The 25,919-nt window shown below is 74.2% G+C and carries 21 protein-coding genes and 1 tRNA gene; 10 read left to right on the top strand and 12 right to left on the bottom strand.

Features of this window, described 5'->3' with window-relative positions:
• Positions 1–214: 214 nt before the first annotated feature.
• Complete coding sequence (locus D450_RS0101280; RefSeq protein ID WP_017536875.1) at positions 215–442, top strand: hypothetical protein; 228 nt, start codon at positions 215–217, stop codon at positions 440–442.
• Positions 443–605: 163 nt separating this feature from the next.
• On the opposite strand, the gene D450_RS0101275 is transcribed toward D450_RS0101280, so the two are convergent.
• The 8 genes from D450_RS0101275 to D450_RS0101240 all read right to left on the bottom strand — a co-directional run bounded on the left by D450_RS0101275 (position 606) and on the right by D450_RS0101240 (position 10,070).
• Positions 606–923 carry a SelT/SelW/SelH family protein gene (locus tag D450_RS0101275; RefSeq protein WP_017536874.1) on the bottom strand — a complete coding sequence of 106 codons (318 nt, stop codon included), beginning with the start codon at positions 921–923 and terminating at the stop codon, positions 606–608.
• A 32-nt stretch (positions 924–955) separates the two neighbouring features.
• Positions 956–2,047: a hypothetical protein gene (locus D450_RS0101270; RefSeq protein ID WP_017536873.1), complete on the bottom strand. Its 1,092-nt coding sequence runs from the start codon at positions 2,045–2,047 to the stop codon at positions 956–958.
• Positions 2,048–2,462: 415 nt separating this feature from the next.
• Positions 2,463–2,538: transfer RNA gene (locus D450_RS0101265), tRNA-His, on the bottom strand.
• Between the two features lie 85 nt (positions 2,539–2,623).
• Entirely contained in the window at positions 2,624–3,268 is a 645-nt protein-coding gene (gene orn, locus D450_RS0101260; protein WP_026128315.1) for an oligoribonuclease, read from the bottom strand.
• A gap of 159 nt (positions 3,269–3,427) precedes the next feature.
• Entirely contained in the window at positions 3,428–5,473 is a 2,046-nt protein-coding gene (locus D450_RS0101255; RefSeq protein WP_026128314.1) for a DUF2510 domain-containing protein, read from the bottom strand.
• A 60-nt stretch (positions 5,474–5,533) separates the two neighbouring features.
• A complete protein-coding gene (locus tag D450_RS0101250; protein WP_026128313.1) occupies positions 5,534–6,217 on the bottom strand; it encodes a hypothetical protein in 684 nt (227 codons plus the stop codon).
• A 174-nt stretch (positions 6,218–6,391) separates the two neighbouring features.
• Positions 6,392–8,179 carry a substrate-binding and VWA domain-containing protein gene (locus D450_RS0101245; protein ID WP_017536870.1) on the bottom strand — a complete coding sequence of 596 codons (1,788 nt, stop codon included), beginning with the start codon at positions 8,177–8,179 and terminating at the stop codon, positions 6,392–6,394.
• A gap of 169 nt (positions 8,180–8,348) precedes the next feature.
• Positions 8,349–10,070, bottom strand: a complete 1,722-nt coding sequence (locus tag D450_RS0101240) for a substrate-binding domain-containing protein (protein WP_017536869.1) — start codon at positions 10,068–10,070, stop codon at positions 8,349–8,351.
• A gap of 270 nt (positions 10,071–10,340) precedes the next feature.
• Between D450_RS0101240 and D450_RS0101235 the strand changes: the two genes are divergently transcribed.
• Both D450_RS0101235 and D450_RS0101230 read left to right on the top strand, forming a co-directional pair.
• Positions 10,341–10,883 (top strand): hypothetical protein, encoded by a 543-nt coding sequence (locus tag D450_RS0101235; protein WP_017536868.1) that lies wholly within the window; start codon positions 10,341–10,343, stop codon positions 10,881–10,883.
• A gap of 72 nt (positions 10,884–10,955) precedes the next feature.
• Entirely contained in the window at positions 10,956–11,801 is an 846-nt protein-coding gene (locus D450_RS0101230; protein ID WP_017536867.1) for a TrmH family RNA methyltransferase, read from the top strand.
• Here D450_RS0101230 and D450_RS0101225 read toward each other — a convergent pair.
• Positions 11,744–12,415 carry a PadR family transcriptional regulator gene (locus tag D450_RS0101225; protein ID WP_017536866.1) on the bottom strand — a complete coding sequence of 224 codons (672 nt, stop codon included), beginning with the start codon at positions 12,413–12,415 and terminating at the stop codon, positions 11,744–11,746. The genes D450_RS0101230 and D450_RS0101225 overlap by 58 nt on opposite strands.
• A 226-nt stretch (positions 12,416–12,641) precedes the next feature.
• Between D450_RS0101225 and D450_RS0101220 the strand changes: the two genes are divergently transcribed.
• The 6 genes from D450_RS0101220 to D450_RS0101195 all read left to right on the top strand — a co-directional run bounded on the left by D450_RS0101220 (position 12,642) and on the right by D450_RS0101195 (position 19,798).
• Positions 12,642–13,541, top strand: a complete 900-nt coding sequence (locus D450_RS0101220) for a 2-hydroxyacid dehydrogenase (RefSeq protein ID WP_017536865.1) — start codon at positions 12,642–12,644, stop codon at positions 13,539–13,541.
• 411 nt (positions 13,542–13,952) lie between these two features.
• Positions 13,953–14,948: a C40 family peptidase gene (locus D450_RS29150; protein ID WP_017536864.1), complete on the top strand. Its 996-nt coding sequence runs from the start codon at positions 13,953–13,955 to the stop codon at positions 14,946–14,948.
• Between the two features lie 467 nt (positions 14,949–15,415).
• Positions 15,416–17,116: an FAD-dependent monooxygenase gene (locus D450_RS0101210; protein ID WP_083932521.1), complete on the top strand. Its 1,701-nt coding sequence runs from the start codon at positions 15,416–15,418 to the stop codon at positions 17,114–17,116.
• Positions 17,117–17,238: 122 nt separating this feature from the next.
• Positions 17,239–17,466 (top strand): hypothetical protein, encoded by a 228-nt coding sequence (locus D450_RS0101205; RefSeq protein ID WP_017536862.1) that lies wholly within the window; start codon positions 17,239–17,241, stop codon positions 17,464–17,466.
• Positions 17,466–18,494 (top strand): hypothetical protein, encoded by a 1,029-nt coding sequence (locus tag D450_RS0101200; RefSeq protein ID WP_017536861.1) that lies wholly within the window; start codon positions 17,466–17,468, stop codon positions 18,492–18,494. The genes D450_RS0101205 and D450_RS0101200 overlap by 1 nt, the downstream gene beginning before the upstream one ends.
• Positions 18,491–19,798 (top strand): fumarylacetoacetate hydrolase family protein, encoded by a 1,308-nt coding sequence (locus D450_RS0101195; RefSeq protein WP_017536860.1) that lies wholly within the window; start codon positions 18,491–18,493, stop codon positions 19,796–19,798. Before D450_RS0101200 ends, D450_RS0101195 begins: the two co-directional genes overlap by 4 nt.
• A 356-nt stretch (positions 19,799–20,154) precedes the next feature.
• Here the strand turns inward: D450_RS0101195 and D450_RS0101190 are convergent, their stop codons facing one another.
• Positions 20,155–21,534, bottom strand: a complete 1,380-nt coding sequence (locus D450_RS0101190) for a KxYKxGKxW signal peptide domain-containing protein (RefSeq protein ID WP_193789643.1) — start codon at positions 21,532–21,534, stop codon at positions 20,155–20,157.
• 257 nt (positions 21,535–21,791) lie between these two features.
• Between D450_RS0101190 and D450_RS0101185 the strand changes: the two genes are divergently transcribed.
• The gene (locus D450_RS0101185; RefSeq protein WP_017536858.1) at positions 21,792–22,712 is read left to right on the top strand and encodes a glycerophosphodiester phosphodiesterase; all 921 of its coding nucleotides are present in this window, start codon (positions 21,792–21,794) and stop codon (positions 22,710–22,712) included.
• Positions 22,713–22,779: 67 nt separating this feature from the next.
• Here the strand turns inward: D450_RS0101185 and D450_RS0101180 are convergent, their stop codons facing one another.
• Positions 22,780–24,369, bottom strand: coding sequence for a beta-N-acetylhexosaminidase (locus D450_RS0101180; protein ID WP_017536857.1), 1,590 nt, complete (start codon positions 24,367–24,369; stop codon positions 22,780–22,782).
• 742 nt (positions 24,370–25,111) lie between these two features.
• A partial coding sequence (locus D450_RS0101175; RefSeq protein WP_017536856.1) for an Lrp/AsnC family transcriptional regulator occupies positions 25,112–25,919 on the bottom strand: 808 nt, incomplete at its 5' end.

Raw genomic sequence — 25,919 nt, 5'->3', positions numbered from 1 at the left:
CAGGGGCGGGGAACTGGGGAGGGGCGCCGGCTCACTAGGGGCGAAGGTCGCGAAATGCGTCATCTGGGCACACATTTCCGGACCGCGACCATTGTGGCGGAAGTTCCGAGGTGCCCATGCCATCACAGTCCGTGCGGGTTCGGCCACTGGGGGAGGGCGGGGCCTGTGGTACCGCGCGCTTGCGCAGCGCGGCGGTCGGGGAAAGGGTGGGGCCATGACCGACGACGAGCCGATGCTGCGCTGTCCCCTCTGCACGTTCGGCTTCGTGGAGGACTACCGGGTGCCGATGCCGCTCGACGGCTCCCGCTTCCGCATGTGCGAGGAATGCGAGGCGGTCTGGGAGGACGGCGGGGACGTTGACGCCGCGTCCGCGCAGAACCTGCTGTGGTACCTCCAGGACCGGGGGCTCCAGCCGTGGCTGGAGGACGTCCACCGGGCCTGAGCGCTTCAGGCCGGTGCGCGGAGCGCGCTTGAGGGATCCGAGGGAACGGCACACGCCCGGCGACAGGAAGCCGGGACCGGTGACGGCGAACGCGGGTACCGACGCGATCGCCTGGACGACGCGCGCCCCGATGACCCGTCCGCGGCTCTCGGCGCCGGAGGCCTCAGCCGGTGCGGTCGGAGTGGCCCAGGGGGCGGCCGGGGGCCACCCGGTCGCGGACGGCCTTCTTCAGGTCGGCGGCGTCGGTGAAGGCGGCGTCGCTCTTGCGCGACCAGATCGCCTCGCCGTCCAGGCGCACCTCGAACACCCCGCCGCTGCCGGGGACGAGCGCCACCTCGCCCAAGTCGGCCTCGAAGGTCGTCAGCAGCTCCTGGGCCATCCAGGACGCACGGGGCAGCCAGCGGCACTGGGTGCAGTATTCGATCTCCAGCCGGGGACGCGCGGAGGCCGCGCCCGTTCCGGCGTTCTCTCGTTCGGCCACGGCACCAGTATGGCGGCTGGGCACCGGGCCGGTCACTCCCGGGGGTCCCCCGGCGCGGTGATGGGGTGGGGTGGACGCGTCCCGTTGGGGGCCAGCGGAAGCCCCGCCGGCGGGTGCGGCCACGCGGGCGACCGGCGCGGAGCCGGGACGGGCGGTGAGGACCGGGGCGAGGGCGCTGGGGCGGGCGGCTCCGGCCGGTGGTCGGGGGAGCGGGGCGTCGGGATCTGCGCCGTCGGCGGGCGCAGGGGAAGACGGGAGCGGCAGAACGGACAGGTCGCGCCGTCCACCTGCTGTCCGCACCAGCGGCACAGGACCGTGCGGAGCGCGTTCAGGGCGCGGGCGGACGCCCGGGGGCCGGTCTCGAACGCCGCGAACTCGGTGTACCGGGACGTCCCCCAGAACTCCGCCCCCAGCGGCTGGAAAGGGCCGACGTGCGCCGTGGCGGTCCGCAGGGCGGGCAGGAGGTCGTCGTCGAAGGAGGAGACCCCGTGGACGCCCGACGAGGCCACGATCTCCAAGGGGGCGTCGGCGGACGAGGGGAGCGAGGGCAGGGACTCCCCGACCTCGCCGTGCGGGAGCCGGAACACCGCGGGGTGCGGGCAGCACAAGGCGATGAAGGTAGTGCGGGGAAGGTAGGAGGCCGCGTGCAGGGCGACGGACGTCGGCAGCGCGCTCAGCCCGGCCACACTGTGCAGACAGGCCCCGGAGAGCATGTGCCGGGGCAGCTCCTTGGCGGCGGAGGCGACGACGCCTGGAGGGTGGACCGCTGCGAGCGCGGCCAGGCGGTCGGCCAGAACCGACAGCGCGAGCGGGGAGAGGCCGAGCGCGACACCGGCGATCTCGTCGGTCAGGGCCCGTGCGCGAGCGTGCAGCAGCGCGCGTTGTGCCGCTTCGGCCCGCCAGGCGGGATAGACGGCGACGACCGCCCGCCCCGCGCGCGTCTCCTGGAGGGCGAAGTCGATGAAGCGCGCGGACTGCTCGGAGCGCGAGCGCCCCTTGAGTGCGAAGCGCCGGGCCCGCCCGTCCTCGATGCGCCCGGTGGCGGGCGCGTCCGTGAGCAGCGCGACCGTGCAGGTCCGCGCGGCGGACGCGGCCGGGTTCAGGGCCGAGGCGGGGAGTGTCACCGGCGAACTCCCTGGGGGCGTGTCGACGTTCGCGGGGAGGGGCCCACTCAGGGGAATGGTAACCGAGCACGGCGTGGTGCCCCCGGTCCGCTTCCGGTCTCGGGGCGGGAGGGAGAAGGGCAGGCGACCGGGGAACACCTCGGCTCGTTTTCGGCTCGCTGTCGTTCCGGTATCGGCCCCGCCGCCTATCGACAGTGGTGGAATCGCCACTATCGATGGCCTGGAGTGGTGACTTCACCACGCACGATCGCCGACCCCGGTCCCTGCCAGGCCGCGTCCGCAGGACAGCGGCTCTGCGGAGCCAACGGAGACAAGGCGGGCGCGCCGATTCCAGACGCCGGGCCGGGAACGACCGGGCCCCTCTGCCGCATGCAGAAGGCCCCGGCCGTCTGTCGCGACGGCCGGGGCCTTCCCGTGGGGTGAGTGAGGGGACTTGAACCCCCGACTTCTTGGACCACAACCAAGTGCTCTGCCAACTGAGCTACACCCACCATGGTGCCGCGGGCTACGCCGGTCTTGACCGGTTGTCTCCCGCGTTCTGATGAAGAGTCTAGCGGACTCCGGCGAGTGCTTCGGTCAATGGTCCCCCCGCTGCCCGGCGTCGGCGCCCTGGGGGAGGCCGGTCCCGCCGGCGGCGACCTCTGCGGACACGGAGCGGACCGTGGAGGTGTCGGGTCCCGGAGGGGTGACGAAGGCGGCCGCGCGGTAGTAGCGGAGCTCCTGGATGCTCTCGGTGATGTCGGCGAGCGCGCGGTGGCCGCCGTGCTTCTCCGGGCTGTTGAAGTACACCCTCGGGTACCAGCGCCGCAGCAGCTCCTTGATGCTCGACACGTCCACCATGCGGTAGTGCAGGAAGTCGTCGATGCGGGGCATGTCACGGGCGATGAACAGCCGGTCCGTGGCGATCGAGTTGCCGCACAGCGGAGCCTTCTTCGGCTCGGGCACGAAGCGCTTGATGTACTCCAGCACCCGTTCCTCGGCCTCCTGGAGCGTCACACCGTTGTCCAGCTCGTCGATGAGCCCGGAGTCGGTGTGCATCTTGGTGACGAAGTCCCCCATGTGTTCAAGAGCCGACTGCGGCGGTTTGATGACGATGTCCAGGCCCTCGTCCAGCAGGTTCAGCTGGCCGTCGGTCACGACGCACGCCACCTCGATCAGGGCGTCGTTCTCCAGGTCCAGCCCGGTCATCTCGCAGTCGATCCACACCAGGGAGTCATTCATACCGGACAGCTTAGGCCCATTTGCGACGTGCGGTTTTCCACCGGAGGCGGTGGCGGGGGCAGGGCCGGAGGGAGAAGAAGGGCGGGGACCGGCCCCGATCGGACCGGTCCCCGCGCGTGCGCTGCGAATCCCTGGCGGGCCGCTCCGCCCGACGGCCGCTCAGACCCCGAACAGCAGCCAGACGACGTCGAGCGTCCCCGAGTACTGGAGGTAGGCGCCGATGACGACCAGGACCAGCAGCACCACGACCAGGACCGTGCCGCAGCCGAAGCAGCCGCAACCGCCCTTCTTCTCCTTCTTGCGCCTGCCGGAGCGCCCCTGGGGGGCGTTGCCGCCCGTCGGCCCCTGCGGCGGGCCGTAGGGCGACGGGCCGCCGCCGTAGGGGTTGGGCTCCTGCGGCATGGGGCCGGGGGCATGGGCGTGCGGGGGCGGCATCGGGCCGCCGGGGCCCGGATGCGGTCCGTGTCCCTCGGGTCCGGGGAAGCCGGGCGGAGCCCCTGCCGGGCCCGGGTACGGCGGCTGGGGGCCGCCCGGTCCGGGGTAGGGCTGCTGCGGCCCGGACGGAGGGCGGCCCTGGTCGGGGCCGGGTCCCATCGGAGCGCCCGGGTACGGCGGCGGGCCGCCGGGCGGGAACCCCTGGTCCGGACCGCCGGGGCCGCCTGGAGCGCCCATCGGCCCGCCCGGCCCGCCCGGTCCGGGGAACGGGGGCGGGGGCGGGGGCTGCTCCGGACCGCCGGGGCCGCCCGGACCGCCGGGGCCCGGGGCGCCCATGGGGGCGCCGGGGTAGGGAGGCTGAGGGCCGGAAGGGCTGGGGTAAGGCTGCTGCGGCCCAGAGGGGCCGGGGTAGGGCTGCTGAGGTCCGGAGGGAGGGCGGCCCTGGTCGGGGCCGGGTCCCATCGGAGCCCCCGGGTACGGCGGAGGCTGGTGGCCGGCGCCCGGATGCGGTCCGGACGGGGGAAAGCCCCGGTCGGGGCCGCCCGGTCCGGGGTAGGGCTGCTGCGGCCCGGACGGAGGACGGCCCTGCTCGGCCCCGTGGGCCTCCGCGCCGGGGTAGGCACCGCTCGGCCCCTGGAAGGCGGTGCCGGGCGTGCCCTCGGGGCCCTGCTGCCTCCCCGCCTCCTGCGCCTGCTCGGCGAGGCGCTGCTGCTCCTCGGCCTGGCGTTTTGCCTCGGCGGCCTGTGCCTCCTGCCTCTGGCGGGCCTCCTCCTCGGCCTTCTTACGGGCCTCCTCGCGCTGCTGTCTGCGCTCTTCGGCGATCTCGGAGAAGCCCTCCTTCAGGTCGCCGAAGAAGCGGTTGAAGCCGCCGCGCTTCTCCTCGCCGTCGCCGGTACCCCCGGATTCGGCCAGCGCCGGTTCGTCCGGGTTGAACACGGCGGTCCGCGGCTCGTCGGCCTGACCGGGCTGGAAGACCGCCGTCCGGGGCTCCGCCGACGGGCCGCTGAGGTCGTCGGTGCGCTCGGTGGGGCCGTCGGTGTGCTCGGAGAGGTCGTCCGTGCGCTCGGCGGCGTTCGTGAAGGGGTCGACCCGCATGGTGGAGTCCGCGGGCGGATCGTGTCCTGGTGTGGCGTGGGAGGAGGTGTAGGAGGCGGCTGCGGCGGGGTCGATGCGCATGGTCGAGCCGCCGAGGTCGGCTGTGGGTTCTTCGTCGTCCTGGCCGGGGGCCGGTGCGGACGGTGTGGCGTGGGAGGAGGTGTACGACGCCGCCGCGGCGGCGTCGATGCGCATCGTGCTGGGCTCGTCCCCGTAGGAGGGAGCCTCAGGTGCCGCGGAGGAGGGGCCGCCGTACTGCGCCCCGTGATCGGAGCCGGAGGACGGCGGGATCCGCATCGTCGAGGGCTCGTCCCCGATGGGGGCGCCTCCGGCGTCGATGCCGCCGCCGGTCGGGATGGTCGACTCGTCCGGCGCCGGGGGGAAGGATGCTCCCTGGGAACGCGGGAGGGTCGCCTCGTCGGGCGTGGAGGGGAACGACGACCCCTGAGAGGAGGGGGGCGTCTCGTCCGTAGACGCGCTCCGGCCCCCGCCGAGGTCGGCGGTCGGTTCGTCGTCTTCGCCCGCGGAGCCCGCGGCCGCACCCCCCGACGCGTCCGGCCGCAGATCCGACAGGTTGCGGACGTGCTGGGTCCACTCCTGCCCGTTCCACCACCGGAGCCGGCCGTCACCGCCGTGCGGGTCGTGGTACCAGCCTGGCTCGATCGTTCCACCCATGGCGGACAGACTAAGGGGTCCGGCGACCGTGCAGGTCCGCGCAGGTGCCCCTGACGGCCTTCACCGCCTGACCGCGTACGAGGCGTCGAGGGGGTTGTCGGACCCCTCCTGCGGCGCGGGCCCGGGAAGAGGGGCCGGGCGCCCGCGCGGCCCCGACAGCCGGGCCCTGGGGCGCTCCGGGGAGGGGGAGAGGAGCCGCTGCACGTCGATCTCGCCGGGACCGTGGCCGCCGACCCCCGGCACCTGTGAGGCGCCGAAGTGGCCCGAGCGGCCCCACGCCCGTTCGGCGACGGGGTCCCGAACCGGCGTCGCCGCTGCGGGCGGCGGTCCGGGGGGCCACGCGCGCGCCACGCCCCACACGGCCAGCCAGCGCAGGATCGGATCGATGCCCTTCAACGGCCCGTCGGTGAAGGGCTCGTCGGACCGTCCCACGACGGTCACGATCACGCACGCGCGCCCTTCGTGGGCGCGGTCGGTTCCGTCCCCGAGCAGCTCTCCACTGGCCGGCGCGGTGGCCGGCAGGAGTTGGGCGACCTCGCCCGTGAGGGGGTTCCACACCAGGTGCGTGGAGCGCCCCTCGGAGTCGAGGCGTTCGGCGACGGAGCGCGCGCTGAGCGCCGCCGGATCCGACTCCGTGGTTCGCCATACCGCGCGGGGTGCGCCCCCGTGGAACGGCCCTTCAGGGGTGAAGGTGCACTCCACCCGTCCGGCGCCCGGCATCCATGCGTCGGCCACGGCCGCCACCCTCCGTCGCACACCACAACCACTTTTCTGAGTACGCGAGGCGGGGCGATTAGTCCATAGGTCCCGGCGTGGGGGGAACAGGGATCTAACGGTCACGATCATCGGGTTTCGGACCGAATTTCCGGGCCGCCCCTGGCCGAATCCGGTCACGGGCGGCCCGGCAGGCCCGGCGGGCTACGCCCCGCCCTGCCCCTCCTGGTTCTCCAGCCGCTGGGAGAAGGCCTGCAGGAAGATGTCGCCGATCTCGGCGGGGTTCTCGGTCTTGTAGGCCTCGCCCCCGGTCAGCTCGGCCACCTGCTCCATCGGCTCGAGGTCGATGCCCGGCCCGAAGGCGATGGTGAACACCGGGATCGGGTGGTGGGGGTTGGACTCCTCCTCGATGGTGGAGGCGAGCTGGTCGAGATCGATGCCGTCCGGGTCGTCGTTGTTGCCGTCGGTCAGCATCAGGATGGCGTTGACCTTGTCGGACTTGTAGGACGAGGCCATCTCCCGGTAGGCGGCCAGGTAGGTGTCGTACAGCCCGGTGTTGCCGTCGGGCACCGGCTCCATGCCGCCCAGCCGCGCGGCGACGTCCTGCTGGTGCGTGGCGCTGTCGGCGCCCTCGCCGGCCAGCTCCTGGATGGGCAGCAGCTCGCGGTGGTCCAGGTCGCCGTCCAGCCCCGTGGAGAACTCCCACAGCCCCAGCTCGGTGCTGTCGTTGAACAGCGACAGGCCCTGCTCGGCGGCGGCGGTGGTGACCTGCATGCGGCTCATCCCGGTCCCCGGGACCTCTTCCAGCATCGATCCCGACACGTCGACGATGGTCAGCAGGCGCGTGCCGAGCTTGAACTGGTTCCAGGCCTTCGTCAGGCGCTCGACGCTCTCGTTGTTCGGCGTGGGCAGGTTCTCGGGGATGTCGGCCTGGAAGCCCTGCTCCTCGGGCAGCGCCTCGCCGTCGATCGCCCCGTCCGGGGTGCGGAAGCCCTCCCGCTGGAAGCGCTTCTGCGCCGCGTCCTCCTCCAGCGCGCTGCGGAAGACCTGGGCAGCGCGGGTGGTCAGCGGATCGTCGGTCCGGGTGACGTAGGGGTAGTCGAGGGTGTAGGAGCCGGTGTCGGGGTAGCGCACGCGCGCCGGGGTGTCGGCGTGGTCGCGGTTGTAGCGGGCCGCGGCCTGCTCGGACAGGACCAGGACGGGGGCGGCGCCGTCGCCCGCGCTCTGCTCGGAGAACGCCTCGAAGGCGGCCTCCTCGCTCGGGGTGGCGCCCTCCTGCAGGGCCTGGATCGCCGCGACGAGCTGGGCCTGCCCTTCGTCGTCCTCGCCGCCGCCGATGGCGTCGGAGATCAGGGCCAGCGTGGCCAGCCCGGCGGAGCTGCGCACCGGGTCGACCAGGCGGACGTCGCTGCCCGACTCCCCCTCGGTGGGGGCGGACGTGGGCACGAGCGTCTCCCAGGAGGCCTCCTCGTCGTCCTTCTCGGCCACCTCCTCGGGCTGGGCCAGCACGAGCGGGGAGGCGGCCACCGAGGTGCCGGTGTCGCTGACGACCCCCTCTCCGGAGTTCTCCTGCACGAAGTTGACCCAGAGCGAGGAGTCGGGGATCCACACCTGGGAGTCGGTGTCCCCCATGGTGGGGCCGCCGCCGGTGATCCCGTAGGCGACGTCGGCGGACTCGATCCCGCGCGCGCTGACCCGCACGCACTGGCCGTCGACCGCGTAGTCCTGCTCGTTGAACTGCTGGGCCACCCCCTGGACCGCGGTGGTGAGTTCGGGGCTCACGGCGACGTCGAGGGCGATGTCCTTGCCGCCGCAGCCGCTCTGGTTGAGGAAGATGTAGGTGCCGGTGAGGCCGACGGCCAGGATGATGGCGGCGGCCGACGAGAGCGCGGCGACGGCCCCGCCGCGGCGTCGGCGCCGGCGGCTGCGGCCCTCGGCGCCGCGCCGGTCGGCGTCTCCGTCGTCTGCGTGATTACCGCGGTGGCGTCCCAAGGTGGTCCTCGATGTGGTCTCGGGGGTAGGGCGTCGGGGTGGGGGGTTTGTGACGTGTGCCTCGGAAGGTTAGCGAAGTCCGATTCTGGGGTGAACAGTGGTCATGGGCCCGAGAGGGGATTCCGGTCAGCCCCGGTGACCCGGTTCCGGTCGTCGTTTCCGGTGCCGCTCAGGTGCCGCAGTCGGGCACGCACAGGCGCCGCGAGATCGAGCTGAGAAAGATGTCGCCGATCTCCCCGGGGTCGTCGGTCACCGAGAGGGTCCCGCTGGTCGCCTCGGCGATGGCGGCCAGCTCCTCGCGGTCGGACTGGGCGCCGAAGCCGATGATGAACATGGTGACCGGGCGCTCGGGGTCGAAGCGGTCCTGAAGCTCGGCGACGAGCTCGGAGTGCGAGATGTCGCTGGACCCCTCGTCGGACCCGGCGGTGAGCACGATGACCGAGTTGATCCGGTCCTCGTCGTAGCCGGCCTCCACCTCCCGGTAGGCGTCCAGGATGTTGTCGTAGAGCCGCGACCCGCCCCCGGCGACCTCGATGTCCTCGGCGACCTCCTGCAGCTCCTCGCGGCGGGTGGCGCCCCCCTCGCCCACGGCCTGCTCCAGCGGCCCCGGGTCGGCGGCGACGTCGCGGCCGTCGGAGCCGAACTCCTCCGACATCAGCCACAGGCCCATGTCGGTCCGGTCGGGGAACAGCGCCAGGCCGGTCTCGGCGGCGGTGCGGGTCACCTCGAGGCGGCTGGGCCCGCCGTTGAGGTCGTCGGCCATCGCCGCGGAGACGTCGGCCAGCACGATGGTGCGCGAGTGCATGGACAGCCGGTTCCAGTCGTCCAGCGCGGTCAGCAGAGCGTCCCCGGTGAGGTCCTCGTGGGTCTCGGGCACCTCCGGGGCGATGCCGGGGGCCTCGGCCAGCGGCCCGGAGGCGGCGCCGTCGGGGTCGCGGAAGCCCATCTCCCGCATCCGCTCGCGGTAGGCGGGCCGCTCGAGGATCCCGTAGAGGTCCCGGGCGGCCTGGCGGATGCGCGGGTCGTCGCCGGTGCTCACGAAGGGGTAGTCGAGCATCACCGTGCCCTCGGACGGGTAGTGCGCGCGCAGCGGCGTGCCGGGGGACCCGGCGTTGTAGGAGGCCACGGCCTGCTCGGGCAGGACCGCGAGCGGTGCGGCCGCCTCGTCCGCGGAGGCGGGGAACAGGCCGGCGGGGTCGATCTCGCCGAACGCGGTGTCCAGCTGGACGTCGCGCACGAAGTCCGTCATGGCGGTGTCGGCCGCGTCCCCGGTGCCCAGCTCCCGGCGTACCGCGTGCATGGCGGCCATGCCGTCGACGCCGCGGTTGGGGTCGACCATCACCATGGGCCGGTCCGGGTCGCGCTCGCCGGGGAGCAGCAGGTCCCAGGCGGTCCCGCCGGAGGCGCGCACCCCTTCGGCGCCCTCCGGGGCCGCCAGCACCACCGGGGAGGCGGCCAGGGAGCGCGGCTCGGTCTCCACCGCCTGGGCGCCGCTCTCGGAGATCCGGGCCAGCTCCACCCAGGCCGAGGACTCGGGCACCCACACGTCCGGCCGGACGGCCGCACCGCCCGGGCCGCCGGACAGCTCGGTCATGATGCGGTGCGGTGCGGTCTCGTCGGCCTGGGCGAGCACGCAGGTGCCGTCGTAGCGCATCTCCTGGGCGTTGAACTCGTCGGCGGCCTGGCGCAGCAGCGGGGCCATGCTCAGCGTGCCGGAGATGCGCAGGTACCGCGTCTGGCCGCAGTCGGCCAAGCGCAGGGCGGCGGGCACCGCGAGGCTGGCGGCGGCGATCACGGCCAGGGCGGCGGCGGTGAGGCCGAGGGGCGAGGCCAGCGCCCGGCGGGTGCGGGAGCCGGTGCGCTGTTCGAGACGGTGGCGGCCGCTGGACACGGGGGCTTCTCCGGGGGTGGGGCGTGCTTGGCGGCGACCTTACTGCCAAGTAGGGGGCCAGGAGAAGAGCGCACCCGGTCGCGGGCCGGGTGGTGCCCGGTTTGGCCGGGGTGGCTAGTATGCGTGGTCGGTGCACGACGGATCCCGGAGAAGAGAGGCGCGCGGGGGCGAGCCCCGGTGCGCGCGGGGGGTGACGGGACAGGGCGGACGAACCGCCGCCTTTGGCCGTCGCGCCGGAAAGTAATCGTCCAACTACGTAGAGTGGCATCCATGTCCAAGCAGAACCCCCGGCGCCGGTCCCCCCGCGCGATCGGCCCCGCCGTGCTCGGGGCGGTATGCGCCGGCGGAGCCATCGCGTGGGTGCTCGGCGCGGTCCTGTCCCTCCTGCCCGCCCCGCCGGAGACCGGCGCCTCGGCCGCCGGAGTGCTCGACCCCGTCAGCGAGGCGACCGAGGAGGAGCCCGAGGCGCCCACCGGCCGCCTGCAGGTGCAGCTGTCGGTCGAGGAGCGCGCCTACATCCAGAGCGTCACCTGCACCGGCGACGCCTCCGAGGACCCCGGGGTCTGCGCCGACCTGGCGCTGGTCCAGGCCGAGACCGCCGACGGCGAGGGCATCGGGCTCTTCGACGAGGTCCCCGAGGGCGCCGTGTGCGAGGAGGACCACGAGTACGGGGCCGGGCGGGCCCGCATCACCGGCGAGTGGGACGGTCAGGAGGTCGACACCGAGGTCTCCCGCACCGACTCCTGCGAAGAGGTCCGCTGGCAGCGCCTGCGCCCCCTGACCGACGCTGTGGCCGCCGAGCCCGTGCCGTGAGCCCCGGCCCGGAGGCCGGTCCGAAGGGCGCGCCCGTCGGCCGGTCCCGGACCTGGGCGACAATGGTGGGCCATGGAAGCCATCGAGGTCACCGATCCCCGCGACCCCCGTCTGGGCGACTATGTCGGGCTGCGGGACGTCACCCTGCGCAAGAGCCTTGAAGCCGAGCACGGGCTGTTCATGGCCGAGGGCGACAAGGTCATCCGCCGCGCGCTGCGCGCGGGGTTCGCTCCGCGGTCGCTGCTGCTGACCGAGCGCCGCCGTGACGCCCTGAGGGACGTGGTCGACGGGGTCGATGCGCCGGTGTACATCGTCTCCGAAGAGGTCGCCCAAGGGCTGGTCGGCTTCCACCTGCACAGGGGCGCCCTGGGGTCGTTCCACCGGCGGCCGCTGCCCGCGGTCGGCGATGTGCTCCGAGGGGCGCGGAGCGTGGTCGTCTTAGAGGACATCGTCGACCACACCAACGTCGGCGCGATCTTCCGCAGCGCCGCCGGCCTCGGCGTCGACGCCGTCCTGCTGTCGCCCCGATGCGCCGACCCCCTGTACCGGCGATCGGTGAAGGTCTCCATGGGCTCGGTGTTCACACTGCCCTACGCCCGCATGGACGACTGGAGGCAGGGGCTGGGGGAGCTGCGCGACCGGGGGCTGCGCGTCCTCGCCCTCACGCCAGGGGAGGACTCCGCGCCGATCGACAGGGAGCTGGCCGCAGAGCCGGGGCGGCCGACCGCGCTCCTGCTGGGCACCGAGGGGGACGGCCTCTCGTCGCGGTGGCTGGACCAGGCCGATGCCCGGGTGCGCATCCCCATGGCCGGACGTGACGTCGACTCCTTCAACGTCACGGCGGCCGCGGCGATCGCCTGCTACGAGTTGGTGCGCTGTTCGGCGCCCACGGAGCCCTCTCTGCCGTCCGCGCCCTGACCGCCCCGCGGGGCGAGCACGGCATCCAGTTCGGACAGGACCTCTTCGGCGATGTCGCGCTCGGCGGCGTAGCGCCGTTCGGCCCATGAGGTCACCAGGGTGGCGTAGCGGTGCCGCGTGTAGTCGTGCTCGGCGATCCGATTGGACAGCTCGGCCGCCGCGCGCATCTCCTCGGAGCGGTCGCGGTGCTCGCTGACGATCTCGCGCAGCCGGTCGGGTTCGGCATAGGCGCCCAGCCATACGCGCAGCATCGCGCCGTTGCGGGCGGTGGGGTATTCGACCGGGGTGTCGCGGATCCAGGCCGCCAGAGCCTCGCGCCCCTCGGGCGTGATCTCGTACCCCCGCTTGGCGCGGGCGTTGCGGCCCCCGGTGGTGGCGTCGGCGACCGGGACGCTGCGGTGGTGCACGTAGCCGTGCCGCTCCAGGCGCTGCAGCTCCGTGTAGATCTGGCTCATCGCCGGGACACTGTGGAAGTAGCCGAGAATGTTCTCCGCCCACTGGCGGAGCTGGTACCCGGAGAGCTCCGTCCCGAAGGAGAGCAGCCCCAGGATCGCCCAGGCGTTGACCGGGAGCGAGGGGCGGGGGACGTTGCGAGCGGTATCGGTCGTCGGCATGGCGATCACCCTACGTCACGGACCACAGGGGTGCCCTGGGGCCGAAGGGCCGCGATCCGAGGCACTGACGGCCTTGACGCCGCGGGGGCGCGAGCCGCCTGAGCGGCTGCGGCCGCCCCGGCCCCTGGTAGCGTCCCACGTCGAGCGCGGCCCCGGGGAGGGGCCGTCGCCGGGGCCGGTGCCGGCGGCTCGGCGCCCGGCCTTCGACAGGTTGCGAGGAGGAGCGATGCCCGACCGGGTCCTGGTGCCCTGGAAGGAGAACCTGTCCGCCGTGCCCGAGGGGCTCGACGGCGCCGTCTTCGACGGCCGGGGCGAGCCCGAGGGCCTGGCCGACGTGGTGTTCTTCGTGATGCCCTACGGGCGCACGCAGCGGGTGGACCTCCTGGCGCGCATGCCGCGGCTGCGCGTGTGCCAGCTGCTCACCGCCGGCTACGAGAACGCCCTGCCCCACCTGCCCGACGGGGTGGAGCTGAGCAACGGGCGGGGGCTGCACGACGCCAGCACCGCCGAGCACGCGCTCGCACTCATCCTCGCCGACCGGCGCGACCTTCCGCAGTGGGCCGCCGAGCAGCGCGCCGACACCTGGAACCCGCACTACACGCGCTCCCTTGCGGACACGCGCGTGCTGATCGTGGGCCACGGGAGCATCGGCCGGGCCCTGGAGGCGCGCCTGGCACCGAACGAGTGCGAGATCGTGAAGGTGGCGCGCACGGCCCGGCCTGAGGAGGGCGTCCACGGCATCGAGGACCTGCACGGGCTGCTGCCGGGCGCCGACATCGTGGTGCTGCTGACCCCGCTGACCGACCGCACGCGCGGGCTCATCGGGGCCGAGGAGCTGGGCCTGATGCGGGACGGGGCGCTGGTGGTCAACGTCGCCCGGGGGCCGGTGCTCGACACCGGGGCGCTGCTCGCGCAGGAGGGCCGGATCCGCGCCGCCCTCGACGTCACCGACCCCGAGCCCCTCCCCGGGGGGCACCCCCTGTGGCAGGCGCCCAACGTGTTCATCACGCCGCACGTGGCGGGCGGCTCGGACACCTTCTACCCCCGCGCGCGGAGGTTCGTCGACGACCAGCTCCGGCGATGGGCCGGGGGCGCTGCCCTGGCGAACGTGGTGCGGCGGCCCTGAACGCCGTCGGGCGCGGCGCCGATCGGCGATCGGGCGGGCTCTCCGCGGGCCCCGCCACTGGAGGTGACCGGGCCGGGGCGGTGGGTGGCCGGTTTCGGCCAAGCGGCGGGGATTCGGTTCCTCGTGTGTTCACCCGGACGCGGCTTGAAAACGGCGCTCCCGCCGCCCATGCTTGTACGCGATGTCCGCCCACCCTCCGTCAGGCGCGGGAAAGCGAGGTCGATTCGTGCGGGACCGGCTGAGAACATGCGCGGGGACCACCGTCGCATTCGCGGTTGCCTTCTCCGCGTTGGGAGCGCCCGCCTGGGCCGAGCCCGAGCCCGACGTCGCCGACCGGCCCCCCGTCGGCGCGCAGCGCGGTACCGGCCCCGAGCCGGAGCGGAGCCGAGCGGCGGCGACGCCTCCCCGCCGGTGGCCGACGCCGCCGCGCTGGAGGAGGGGACCCGGGTCGCGCCCGCGGGCGATCCGCGCAGCCGCGAGTACTTCGCCGTCACCCCCGAGCCGCTCTCTGACAAGGCCGTGCGCCGGGTGCGCGGCCTGGACGGGGTCGAGGCCGTCGAGGTCGTCGACGCGGCGCGGGTGGGCGTCGAGGGCGAGGAGACCTCGGTCATGGGCGTGGAGCCGGGACGGTTCCGCAACTTCGCCCCGCGCCCCTCCGCCGAGTCCGACGAGATCTGGGAGGGCATCGCCGAGGGGCGCATCGCGCTCTCCGACGACGCGGGCAAGCAGCGCGGGCTGGACGTGGGCAGCGAGGTGGACATCGCCGGCGCCGACGGCGACCGGAGCGCCGAGGTGTGGACCCACGCCACCTCCGGCGTCGCGGGCATCGACGCCCTCGTCTCCCGCGACCTCGCCTCCGATCTCGGCTTCCCCGAGGGGAACGGGATCATCGTTTCGGCCCCCGACGCCGACCTGTGGGAGCTCAAGGACCGCCTGGAGGAGGTCCTGGGCGAGGAGGCCTCGCTGCAGCTCCTCTCCGAGGACCCCGAGCCGCGGCCGGCCGGGGCGCGCGGCGAGGAGGTCGCCGGGGCCACCCTGGAGCGCGTCATCGCCAACGCCGAGGGCATGGTCGGCGTGCCCTACGTCTGGGGCGGCGAGTCCCTGGCCGAGGGCGGGTTCGACTGCTCCGGGCTGCTCCAGTGGGCCTTCGCCGAGGAGGGCATCGCCATCCCCCGCGTCACCCACGACCAGTGGCACGCCGGCGAGCACGTCGAGTGGGAGGACGCCCGCCGCGGCGACCTGATCTTCTGGCGCTCCGACCCCACGGCCCCCGACTACATCTCGCACGTGGCGATCTACCTGGGCGACGGCAGGATGCTGGAGGCCCCCCGGACCGGCCTGGACGTGCGCGTGACCGACGTGCGCATGGCCGACATGGCGGGCGTCGTCCGGGTGCACGTGGACTGAGGCCCGGGTCCTGGGAACGCGAAGGGGCGGTGCCGCGCCGGCACCGCCCCTTCTCATCTCCTGGCGCCGAGGCCAGCCGGGAGGGGAGGGCTGGACTCTGCAGGAGGGGAAGCAGGGCGCGTCACTGAGGGAGGGGGAGTCAGCGATACCGGCCCTGCGCGTGGCTTATTCGGCTATCGAACACACGGCTTCTCACCAAGCGGCGTCCGCTACTCGGTCAAGGTAAGCAGCGTAGGGGCGTTTTGGCAAGAGCCGTAACGACCTCCGCAACACCGTCATGCCACCGAAAGTAGCGGAAACCCGCGGTGCGCTCGGTAAAACGCCCGACAAGGCGGGGCAATCGCGGCGCCATGCCCCGGGCCCAGGGACGGAGGTGCACCGCGGGTTATCTTGGGTGGGGCGCGTCACATCCGATCCAAGGGTGCGGCGGGCGGCAGCCGCGGAGTTCGACCCCGGAGGGCGGACGCATGAGCAGCCGTGACCGGAGCCAGGAGCGGGGACGGGAGGGTGCGGGGCCGCAGCGGCCGCCGCGCGTGATCGTGGTCGGAGCCGGGCCCGTCGGGCTCACGGCAGCCCTGGCGCTGGCCCGCGCGCGCGTCCCGTGCACGGTCCTGGAGGCCGAGGACGAGCGCGGTGCAGCCTACTTCCGCTCCACGGGCTCCAAGGCGATCTGCTTCCAGCGCGATGTGCTCGACGTGTTCGAGCGCCTGGGGGCGGGCGCCCGCATCGTCGCCGAAGGCACCACATGGACCACCGCGCGCACCTATTACCGGGGCCGGGAGGTCCGCACCGTCACCTTCCCCTCGGGAGCCGGGGCCGGCGAAGGTCTCCTGCCGCCGTGGATCAACATCTCCCAGGCGCGCGTCGAGGAGGAGCTGCTGGCGGCGGTCGCCGCCGAACCGGGCATCGACCTGCGTTTCGGCCACCGCGTGGTGGGCCTGGCCCAGGAGGGGGACGGCGGGGGCGGGGCGGACGGGGTGCGGGTCGTGGCCCAGGCCCCTGACGGGACCGCGGCGCTGCACGCCGACTACGTCGTCGGTGCCGACGGTCCGCGCAGCGCGGTGCGCGAGCTGCTGGGCGTGGGGTTCCCCGGGGAGTCGTTCGGCGACCGCTTCCTGATCTGCGACATCCGCGCCGACCTGCCCTTCCCCAACGAGCGGCGGTTCCACTTCGACCCCGAGTGGAACCCCGGGCGCCAGGTGCTCGTGCACCAGTGCCCCGACTCGACCTGGCGCATCGACTGGCAGGTGCCCGACGGGTTCGACCTGGAGGCCGAGCGCCGCGCCGGGGCGCTGGACGCGCGCATCCGCAGGATCGTCGGCGACGGCGACTACACGCTGGTGTGGTCGTCGGTGTACCGCTTCCACGAGCGCTGCGCCGAGCGCCTTCGGGTGGGCCGCGTCCTGCTCGCCGGCGACGCCGCGCACCTGTACGCCCCCTTCGGCGCGCGCGGACTGAACAGCGGGGTCCAGGACGCCGAGAACCTCGCCTGGAAGATCGCCTGCGCGCTCCGGGCGCCCGGCCCCGCCGCCGCGGACGCCCTGATGGAGACCTACCACGCCGAGCGCTGGGCGGCCGCGCAGGAGAACCTGCGCGTCACCGGGGACACCATGCGGTTCCTGGTCCCGCACACCGACGAGGACCGGCGCCGCCGCCGAGACGTGCTGGAGCGCGCACTGGAGGATCCCGAAGCCGGCGACCGGATCGACTCGGGCAGGCTCGCCGAGCCCTTCCGCTACGCGGACTCCCCGCTGACCACGCCCGCCGGGCCCGTGCCGCCCCAGGCCCGGCCGGAGGCGCCCGTGCCCGGCGACATCTGCCCCGACGCCCTGTGCACGCCCGCTGCGGGAGGCGCGCGGGAGCGGGTGCGTCTGCGGGCCCTGCTGGGCCCCGGATTCACCGTGCTCGCCGAGCGGGAGGCCGATGCGGCCGCCGCGGCCCGTGCCTGCCGGGGGCTCCCGGCGGACGTGGCGCCCGTGGCCCTGGAGCGGATCGACGTCTCAGGCGCGGCGGCCGACGCGCTCGGCCACCCGCCGGGAACCCTGTTCGCCGTGCGTCCCGACGCCCACCTGTGCGCCGTGCTGCCGCCGGGCGGCCCGCCCGAGCGCGTGCGGGCCGCGATCGAGCGCGCCTGCGGCGCGCGAACACCGGCCGTGCGGGGTAGGTGAACCTCAGGGAGGCGCGTAGAGGCGTCTCGACGGCGGCGTCCCGGAACAGGAAGCAGAGGCGACGTAGGGCACAGGAGCCATGGAGGCTCCAGGGGGCGACGGGCCCCGGAAAGGACGGCGACATGCCCTTCTACCGAGCGGTCGGAGCGCTTCCCCGCAAGCGCCACACGGTCTCCCGGCGGCCGGACGGGTTCGCGCACGGCCCCCGGCCGGGCGCGGCCGAGGAGGCGCTCGGGGCGCGGGCCACCACCGGGACCGCCGTCATGGTGGACACCGTCCGGCCGCTGGAGACCGGGCCGGCCGGACGGGCCTCGGAGGACCCCGCCTACGCCTGGAGCCGGGCCCGCTGATGCCGAGCGTCGACCGCGCGGCCCCGCCCGGGCAGATCCTGCTGCACGGGCTGGTCGACGACGCCGGCCTGTTTCCGCCGTCGCCGCTCTCGCTCTTCCAGGCGATGCAGCGCAACAGGACCGACCGCATCCTGGCCCATCCGCTGCTCAGCCGGCGCCTGCTGTGCCCGGCCCCGCTCCTGCCCGAACTGGCCCGTCGGGTGCGCGAGGGCGGCGCGGCCGCGGCCCTGGAGGGAGCGGTCCAGGGCGAGGTCGACCGGGAGCTGGCGGAAGGTGTTCCGGTCCCGCGAGCCCCGGCCGGGGCGGGCCCCGGCGGAACGGGGCCGCAGGGGCCCACGTCGGGCCCGACAGAAGAGCGTTCGGAACCCTCGGACCCGTTGGACGTGGGCGTGGTGCTGGACGGCGACGGCCGCGGGGCGCCCGCCCATGACGCCGGGGCGCCGGGGCTGAGGGTGACCCACTTCGAGACGTGGGCGCTGCCGGAGGACGTGCGCCGGGCGGCCCTGATGGCCCGGGTCGGCGGGGTCTCCCGGATCAGGACGGTGTTCTTCGAGGTGCCGAGGGGCCACCGGCGCCTGGAGGCGATCGGGGCGCTGAGCGGGGCGCGTCCGCTCGGGGTGCGCATCCGCTGCCACGGCTCGCGCGGGTGCCCGCCGCCCGGCGTCACCGAGCTGGCCGACGTCATCGGCGAGTGCGCGTTCTGGGACGTGCCGTTCCGCCTGGCGGCGGGCCAGCACCGGGCGGTGTCGGCGCCGCCGGTCGGCGGCCGCCCCGCACGGCACGGGTACCTCAACGTGCTGCTGGCCACGGCGGCGGCCGTGGAGGGGGCGGGCGCGGGGGAGGTGCGCGAGGCGCTGCGCACCTGCGACGAGGAACTGGTCGCGGCCCGGTTCGCCGCGGTGGGGTGGAGGACCGCGGTGCGCACCCGCCGGGTGTTCGCCGGTCTCGGCGCCCGGAGCACCGGGGAGCCGCCGCACGATGCCGAGCGCTTGGGTCTGCTGGCGATGGTCGGGAAGGGGGCCGCGTGACGGAACGGGTGCGGGGTGCGCGGACGACATGGGTCGCCGGCGCCGACGAGGCCGGGTACGGGGCGGACAACCTCCCCTACGGGGTGTTCCGCGAACGCGGCGGCGGGCCCGCCAGGGTCGGGGCCAGGATCGGCGGCATGGTGGCCGATCTGGCGCCGCTCCTGGGGATGGCCGAGTTCGCTCGGCCGTCCCTGGTGCCGTTCATGGCGATGGGGCCGATCGCGTGGCGGGCGGTACGCGCCCGCGTGTCCGGGATGCTGACCGACGAGGGGGCGCGTCCCCAGGTGGAGCCGCACCTGATCCCCCTGGAGAGTGTGGAGATGACCGCGCCCGTCGCCCCGCGCGCGCACACCGGCTATCTGTGCTCGCTGGAATATGCGCGCAACGCGGCGCGGATTCTCGCTCCCGGAGAGCGGCTGCTTCCGGGCATGTGGGGGGACCGCCCCCTCGGAGGCGGGAGCCGTCCGGCGTCGGTGACCGAGCCCGGCGGGACGGTCCCGAGGCCGAGGGGGCGCAGGGCGGCCGGGGGCGGAGGGAACGGTGTCGTCTCAGGGCCCGACGGGCTCGGCGGCTTTGACGGCGCGGCCGACGGGCACGAGGGCGACGGCGGCGACGGGCCGAGCCTGCGCCTGGACGTGGGGGCCGAGCTGGCGTTCGTGGTGGGGGTGCCGAACACGCCGGGGAGCCCGCTGCCGGTGGGGGAGTTCGCCGAGCACGTGTTCGGGGCGGTCCTGATCGCCGGATGGTCGGCGCGCGACCTGCCTGCGGAGGACGGCGGGCCGGAACCGCTGCCGGGCCGGGCGGTGGCCACATCGGTGGCGCCGTGGGTGGTGCAGCTGGACGCCCTGGGCGCGGCGCGCGTGCCGCCCCGGGACCGCCGGCCCCCGCTGCCCCACCTGCGCAGCGTCGCGGACTGGGCGCTGGAGGTCGCCTTCGCCCTGCGGGTGAACGGACAGACGGTCGCCCGGCCGCGGCTGAGCCGGGCGTACTGGACCCCGGACCAGATGGTGGCGCAGCTGACGGCCGACGGGACGGGGCTGAGCACCGGCGACCTGGTGTCGACCGGGACGGTTTCGGGGGCCGGCGACGCACGGGCGGAGCAGGGGGAGCGGGAGGAGCGCGGAAGCCTGCTGGAACTGGGCGGGGGAGGCGAGCACCCGGTGGTGCTGCCGGACGGAAGCGAACGGGCGTTCCTGGAGGACGGGGACCGGGTGGAGGTCACCGCGACCGCCCCGGGCCTGGGAGGAGGCTTCATCAGCCTGGGCGAGGCCGAGGGGACCGTCGTCCCGGCGGCGGAGGCTTGAGGGGCGGCGTCGCGGGCCGTGCCGGGTCCGGACGGCGCGGGCGGTCAAGGCGGGCCTTCGGCGTTCCCGTCGCCCGGCGTCCGCCTCCGGCCCGTGAGCAAGGCCGGTGGGAGGTCCCGCACTGCGCTGCATCGGCCTGGGCCGCGGATGCTGCCGGGCCGGTCGCATGACCGGCAGCCGCCCCACGGAGACCAACGCGAACCTCAGGAGCGCGTCTCGGTCGTTCGGCGCGCGACCCGGGGCCGACGGAGTCGGTGGGCGAGACACGGTGACGGCACGGACAGGGCGCCGCCGTGGTTCCACGGCGGCGCCCCCGGTGCCGGCCGGTCGTGCGTGCGGCTGCGCGCACCACCCGGTCAGTCGTTCGTGCGCTGTGCGGGCAGGGTCCACGGGGCCTCGCGCCACACGCCGTCGTAGCGCGCCGCCTCGCCCTCGGATCCCTTCTCAGCGCCGTCCTCGTACCACCACTCGTCGGCCTTCAGCCGCTCGATGCAGGCGTCGACGGCCGTCCTGCGGTCGGTGAGGCCGGCCTCGCCCCAGAACTCGGTGAACTTCCCGGCGTCCTTCGCGGTCTCCCGCAGCTCCTCGGTCAGCTCACCGCCGGTGATCTCCTCGGCCAGGCAGACCCGCACGTCCTGCGCGGTCGCCCCCTCGGGCAGGCGGATCCCCACGGTCTCGCCGTCGGTCGCGGCCTCGGCCTCGTCCGCCTGGGGCTCGGTGCCGTCGGTCTCGGCGTCACCGGTCCCGGCGCCGGCCGCCTCCTCATCCGTGGCCTCGGCTCCGTCGGCCTCGGAGGTGTCGCTCTCGGCGTCCTCGCCTTCGGTACCCTCGGCGTCCTCGGTGCCCTGGTCGGAGGCGGGCTCCTGGCTGCCCTCGCCGTCCGCGCCGTCAGTGGCGTCAGTGGCGTCGTCCGCGGCCTCCTCGGAGTCGGCAGGGTTCTCGGCGCCCCCCTCGGCGGCCCCGCCCTCCGGTGCGGCCTCCGCGCTCTCCTCGGCCTCTTCAGAGCCCTCGGCGGAGTCCTCCTCGGGTGCTTCGGCGGCGGGCTCCTCCTCCGGGGCCTCAGCGTCGGCCCCGCCCGGCTCCTCGTCGGCCGCGTCCTCCGCTGCAGGCTCCTCCTCTGCGGCGGACTCCTCCTCGGAATCCTCCTCCGCCGCCTCCTCCTCGGGCGTGTCCTCCGCTTCCGAGGCCTCCGGTTCCCCGGCCGCCTGCGGGCGGACCGAGGAGGCGAACTTCGCCAGCTCCTCGGCCTCCCACTTCTCCGGCTGGAGGTAGACGCCGACCGCGACGCCCTTCTCCTGGAGGAAGAAGTAGTCGCCGGTGGACTCGGAGACGTAGGCCTCCCGCTCCCCGTCCTCGGCCTTCTCCAGCGAGGCGTCCTCGAGGTGGTCGTAGCGCTTGTCGCGCACGACCTCCAGCGAGGTCAGGTCGGAGGATCTGAGGACGGCGACCTTGCCGTAGGTGGCCTCCGGCCCCTGCACCCACGAGATGTGCGAGCTCCGGTCGCCCTTGTTGCCCGTCGCCGACTTGGCGCTGATCCCGTAGCGCTCCAGCTCCGGAGGCAGGTACCCGATCTCGAAGCCGTCGATGGCGTAGGTCGAGGCCCGCTGCTGGATCACCGGCCAGGGAAGGTCCGTGTCGTCGGCGGCGGCCGACACGCCGCCGAACAGCCCGAAGCCGGCCAAGGAGACGGTGGTCGCCCCTGCCAGGGCTATCCACCGCTTATGGGGCTTGCGCATGTTTCGACCTCTCGTTTGACTACCTTGCGTGCTAGGGATGACACCGTGCGTGGTGCAAACTGTCATCACCAACAAAAGTCGCACACCAAGTAGCGAATCGGTCACAAGGAGTGCATCGTGTCGAGATTTCGCCTCGCCGCGCGTGGGGGAGTTCCCGGGGGCGGCACGGGCGCCTCGCCTCGGCGACACCCGGCGGTAACCGTCTGAGTCGAGCCTTGAACGGTCGGTGAGAACCGCTCGCGATGTGAAGGAGTGTCATGATCCGACGGCTCGGGTTCACCGCGGCCACCCTGGCGTTCGTCCTGGTGGGCGGGGGAACAGCCGTGGCAGCTGACGACACCGGTCTCCGCTACTCACCGCTCGGCCCCGGCGACGGCCCCGCGGCGCTGTCGGTCCTCGACGTCGCCCATCGGGGCGCCTCGGGGTACGCGCCCGAGAACACCCTCGCCGCCATCGACGCCGCCAAGGCGCGCGGCGCCACGACCGTCGAGATCGACGTCCAGCGCACCAGAGACGGTGAGCTGGTCGTCGTGCACGACACGACCCTGGAGCGCACCACGGACGCGGAAGAGGTGTTCCCCGGCCGCGACTCCTACGACGTCGGTGCATTCACCCTCGAGGAGATCCGCCGCCTGGACGCGGGCTCCTGGTTCGACCCCGCGTTCGAGGGGGAGAAGGTACCCACCTTCCAGGAGGCGCTGGACCGGCTCCGCAAGCACGGCCTCAACCTGCTCCTGGAGATCAAGGCCCCGGTCCTCTACCCGGGCATCGAGGCCGACATCTCCGAGACCCTGGCCCGCAACCCCGTCTGGCTCGCACCGGTGGGCAAGCGCGGCAAGCACCGCCTGGTCGTGCAGAGCTTCGACTGGGCGTCGGTGAAGCGCTCGCACGACCTGCTCCCGGTCGTCCCGCACGGGCTGCTCGGCCACGTCCCCGAAGGGGAGATCGCCGAGTACGCGGAATGGGCCGACCAGATCAACCCGAACCACAAGACCCTTACCGCCGACTACGTGGAGGCGGTGCACGACGAGGGGATGGCCGTGGTCACCTACACGGTCAACGACGCCGATGCGATGCGCACGGCGCTGGACAAGGACGTCGACGGACTGATCACCGACTACCCCGACATCGCCCGCCAGGTGATCCGGGAGCACGAGCGCTCCGAGGCCCTGGCCTGACGAGGGATCCGGCCCGACGGCCGGGCGTTGCGGCCTGCCCTCTCAGGGGGGCAGGCCGCAACGCGTATCAGGCCCGTCCTTCGACGCCCGGGCGCTGCTGCCACGGGTGCGGGCCGTCCAGGGGGCGGTACTCCACGCCGATGGCGTCCAGGCGGTCCAGGTGGCCCTTGAGGCGGGGAAGGAACTCGTCGAAGGAGCGCGCGTGCGAGGACCAGGCGACCTCGGCGAAGGCCGACAGGCGCGGGAAGGCCATGTAGTCCACGGTCCTCGGCGAGTCCATGTGCTCGGTCCAGATGTTGACCTGGGCGCCCAGGACCCGGTCCGCCCCTTCCGCTTCGAGCTCGGGCGGGACCGGCTCGGCGCTGTAGACGTCGGAGAGCCGCAGCAGGGTGCCCACCGGGATCGGCTCCTCCTGCGACTCCGACTGGCGGTAGTCGAGGTAGGACGTCGCCGTGGGGCACATGATCACGTCGTGGCCCGCGTGCGCGGCGGCGATGCCGCCCTTCGTCCCGCGCCAGGACAGGACCGTCGCCCCCTCGGCCAGACCGCCCTCCAGGATCTCGTCCCAACCGAGCAGGCGCCTGCCCTTGGCGGCGAAGTAGGCGTCGAACTGGCGGATGAACCAGCTCTGCAGCCCCTCCTCGTCCTGGAGCCCTTCTTCGGCGATGCGCGCCTGCGCGGAAGCGCTCGCGCGCCACTGCCCCTTGGGGCACTCGTCCCCGCCCACACAGATGTACGGACCGGGGAAGAGCTCCATCACCTCGTCGAACACGTCGCGGTAGAACTCGATCGTCGCATCCGAGGTGTTGAGGACGGTCTCGATGATCCCCCACTCCCGGCCGACCTCCACCGGCCCGCCCTCGCCCAGTTCGGGGTAGGCGGCGATCGCGGCCTGGGAGTGCCCGGGCACGTCCACCTCGGGCACCACGGTGATGTGGCGCTCGGCGGCGTAGGCGACGATCTCCCGGATGTCGTCCTGGGTGTAGAAGCCGCCGTGCGGACGGCCGTCGAACGTCTTCGGGCTGCCCGCGCCCACCTGGCTCTCCCGGCGCCAGGCGCCCGTCTCCGTCAGCCGCGGATAGCGCCGGATCTCCAGGCGCCACCCCTGGTCGTCGGTCAGGTGCAGGTGCAGCACGTTCAGCTTGTGCAGGGCCATCAGGTCGATGAAGCGCAGCACGCCGTGCTTGGGCATGAAGTGCCGCGCGACGTCGAGCATGCAGCCGCGCCAGCCGAACCGGGGCCGGTCGGTGATGCGCACGTCCGGGAGCCGCCAGACCCGGTTCCCCAGGGCCGACCGGCGGTAGGCGGCGGCGGGCAGCAGCTGGCGCAGGGTCTGCGCGCCGTAGAACACCCCTGCCGGGTCGTGGCCCACCACCACGGCCCCTTCGTCGTCGACGATGAGGCGGTAGCCCTCGGGGCCGAGTCCGGCGCCCGGGTCGACGGTCAGGCGCAGCCGGGCGTCCTCGCCCCGGCCGGGCGGGAGCGGGAGCCCGGTCGCGGCGCCCAGCTCCGCGCGGAGCCAGCGCTCGGTGCCGACGGCCTCGGGGTCGGCGTCGATCCGGGTGGAGGCGTCGAGCTCCAGGCCGTCGGCACCGCGGCCCGCAGCGCCGCCGGGCAGCGTCTCGGCGGGGAGGGGGACCAGGGGGAGTGCAGGCACGTGGGCTCCTCATCGGTCTAGACCAGTGACGGGGGCCATCGTGCCACGCGGCGGCCCGTCGCGCACGGGTGCCCGTCCCCGCCCGGCCGGACCGGGACGGCGGGGTGCGTCGGTCCGGCGACGGCGGCTGCGGGAAGGTGCCCGGGGCAGGACCGCCGTATGCGCTCGCGCTGCTCCGCGGAGGAGCACCGGTGCGGAGGGCAGGAGTGAGCCCTCCCGCGCGAGCGTCTCCCGGGAAAGGCCGAAGGCGCCGCCGGTCCCCTGTGCATTCGGTATTCCTTCTGCTTCCGGTTTCCCGAGCCTATTGGATCCGGCCTCGTGGGAAACGGAGGCGACGGGCCCGGTCGGATGCGGACCGGCTCCGGGGGCGGCCGTCGCCGCGAGGTCGAATTGCACTTCCAGGGTCTGCTCCCAGGGGGTTCCACCGCCCCAAGGTCCGCAAGGTAGTCCCTCGCGGAAATTCGATGTGTGGGCCCCGGCGAACGCCGCCGGCACACGGAAACCGGATTCGAAAAAGGAGAAGGGCGTCCACGAGCCGGGTGACGGCGGTGGAAACCGGGCCCTGCCCATGGGCCACCGGTGCCCCACCGACGCGCCGTCGGATCACGCTACCGGACGCCCTTCCCGCCCGACCCGTCCGGATCGGGACCATGCGTCCTTGTACTGGCCGGATGAGGACGGAACCGGTGAGGCGCCGGAGCGCCGCAGGCCGCGTCCGGCGGTACCGGCGCCACCCGTGTCCTCACGCACGGTCACCGTCCTTGACCTGTTCCAACCGCAGCCAGGTCTCGTGCAGCTCCACCCCGGGCAGCACCCGGAGCCGCTCGTGCACCTCGTGCACGGCCTCCGGGTCCTCCGCGGCGACCGCCCCGACCAGGTCGCTGCGGCCCAGGCAGCGGGTCAGGAACCGGGTCTCGTCCCAGGAGGCGATGGCCGCGGCGGCGTTCTCCGAGCCCGGTCCCAGGGTCAGTGCGAACCCTCCGTGGCAGCCCTGCCCCGCGGTGGCCGGGTCCAGCAGGCCCGTCACGCGCAGTGCACGCCCTTCCAGCAGCCGCATCACCCGGCTGCGCACGGCCCCCGGAGAGAGCCCCACGTAGCCGGCCAGCTCGGCGAAGGAGAGCCGGCCGTCCTTCTCCAGCAGGGCCAGCAACCGGTGGTCGACCTGGTCGGGGGAGGCCGTCGGGGGCGGGGCCGAGGCCAGGTAGGGGTCCTTGAGCACGTGGGTGAAGACCGCGGTGTCGATGCCGGACACGCCCGGGATCCGGCGCACCCGGTCCACCGCGGCGGTCAGCAGCCCCAGGTCGCGCCCGACGACCTCGGCGAGCAGCGGCGTCCGGCCGGCGGCCAGCTCCGCGCGGCGGCACTCGGGCAGCGCCGCGACCTGGGCGGCGACCGCCGCGGCGGTGGTGCCCCGGACCGAGACCGCCAGCTGGGCGCGGGCGGTCGTCCCGCGGACGGCAGGGTGCACGATGCCGACGATGCGCAGCCGCCCCGACTCCTGCATCCGCCGCACCCGCAGCCGGGTGGCGGCCCGGGAGAGGCCTACGCGC

This window comes from Nocardiopsis halophila DSM 44494 (assembly GCF_000341245.1).
Taxonomy (GTDB): domain Bacteria; phylum Actinomycetota; class Actinomycetes; order Streptosporangiales; family Streptosporangiaceae; genus Nocardiopsis_A; species Nocardiopsis_A halophila.
Note: the sequence above shows the minus strand (reverse complement) of the source record. Positions and strands in the feature narration are given on the sequence as shown.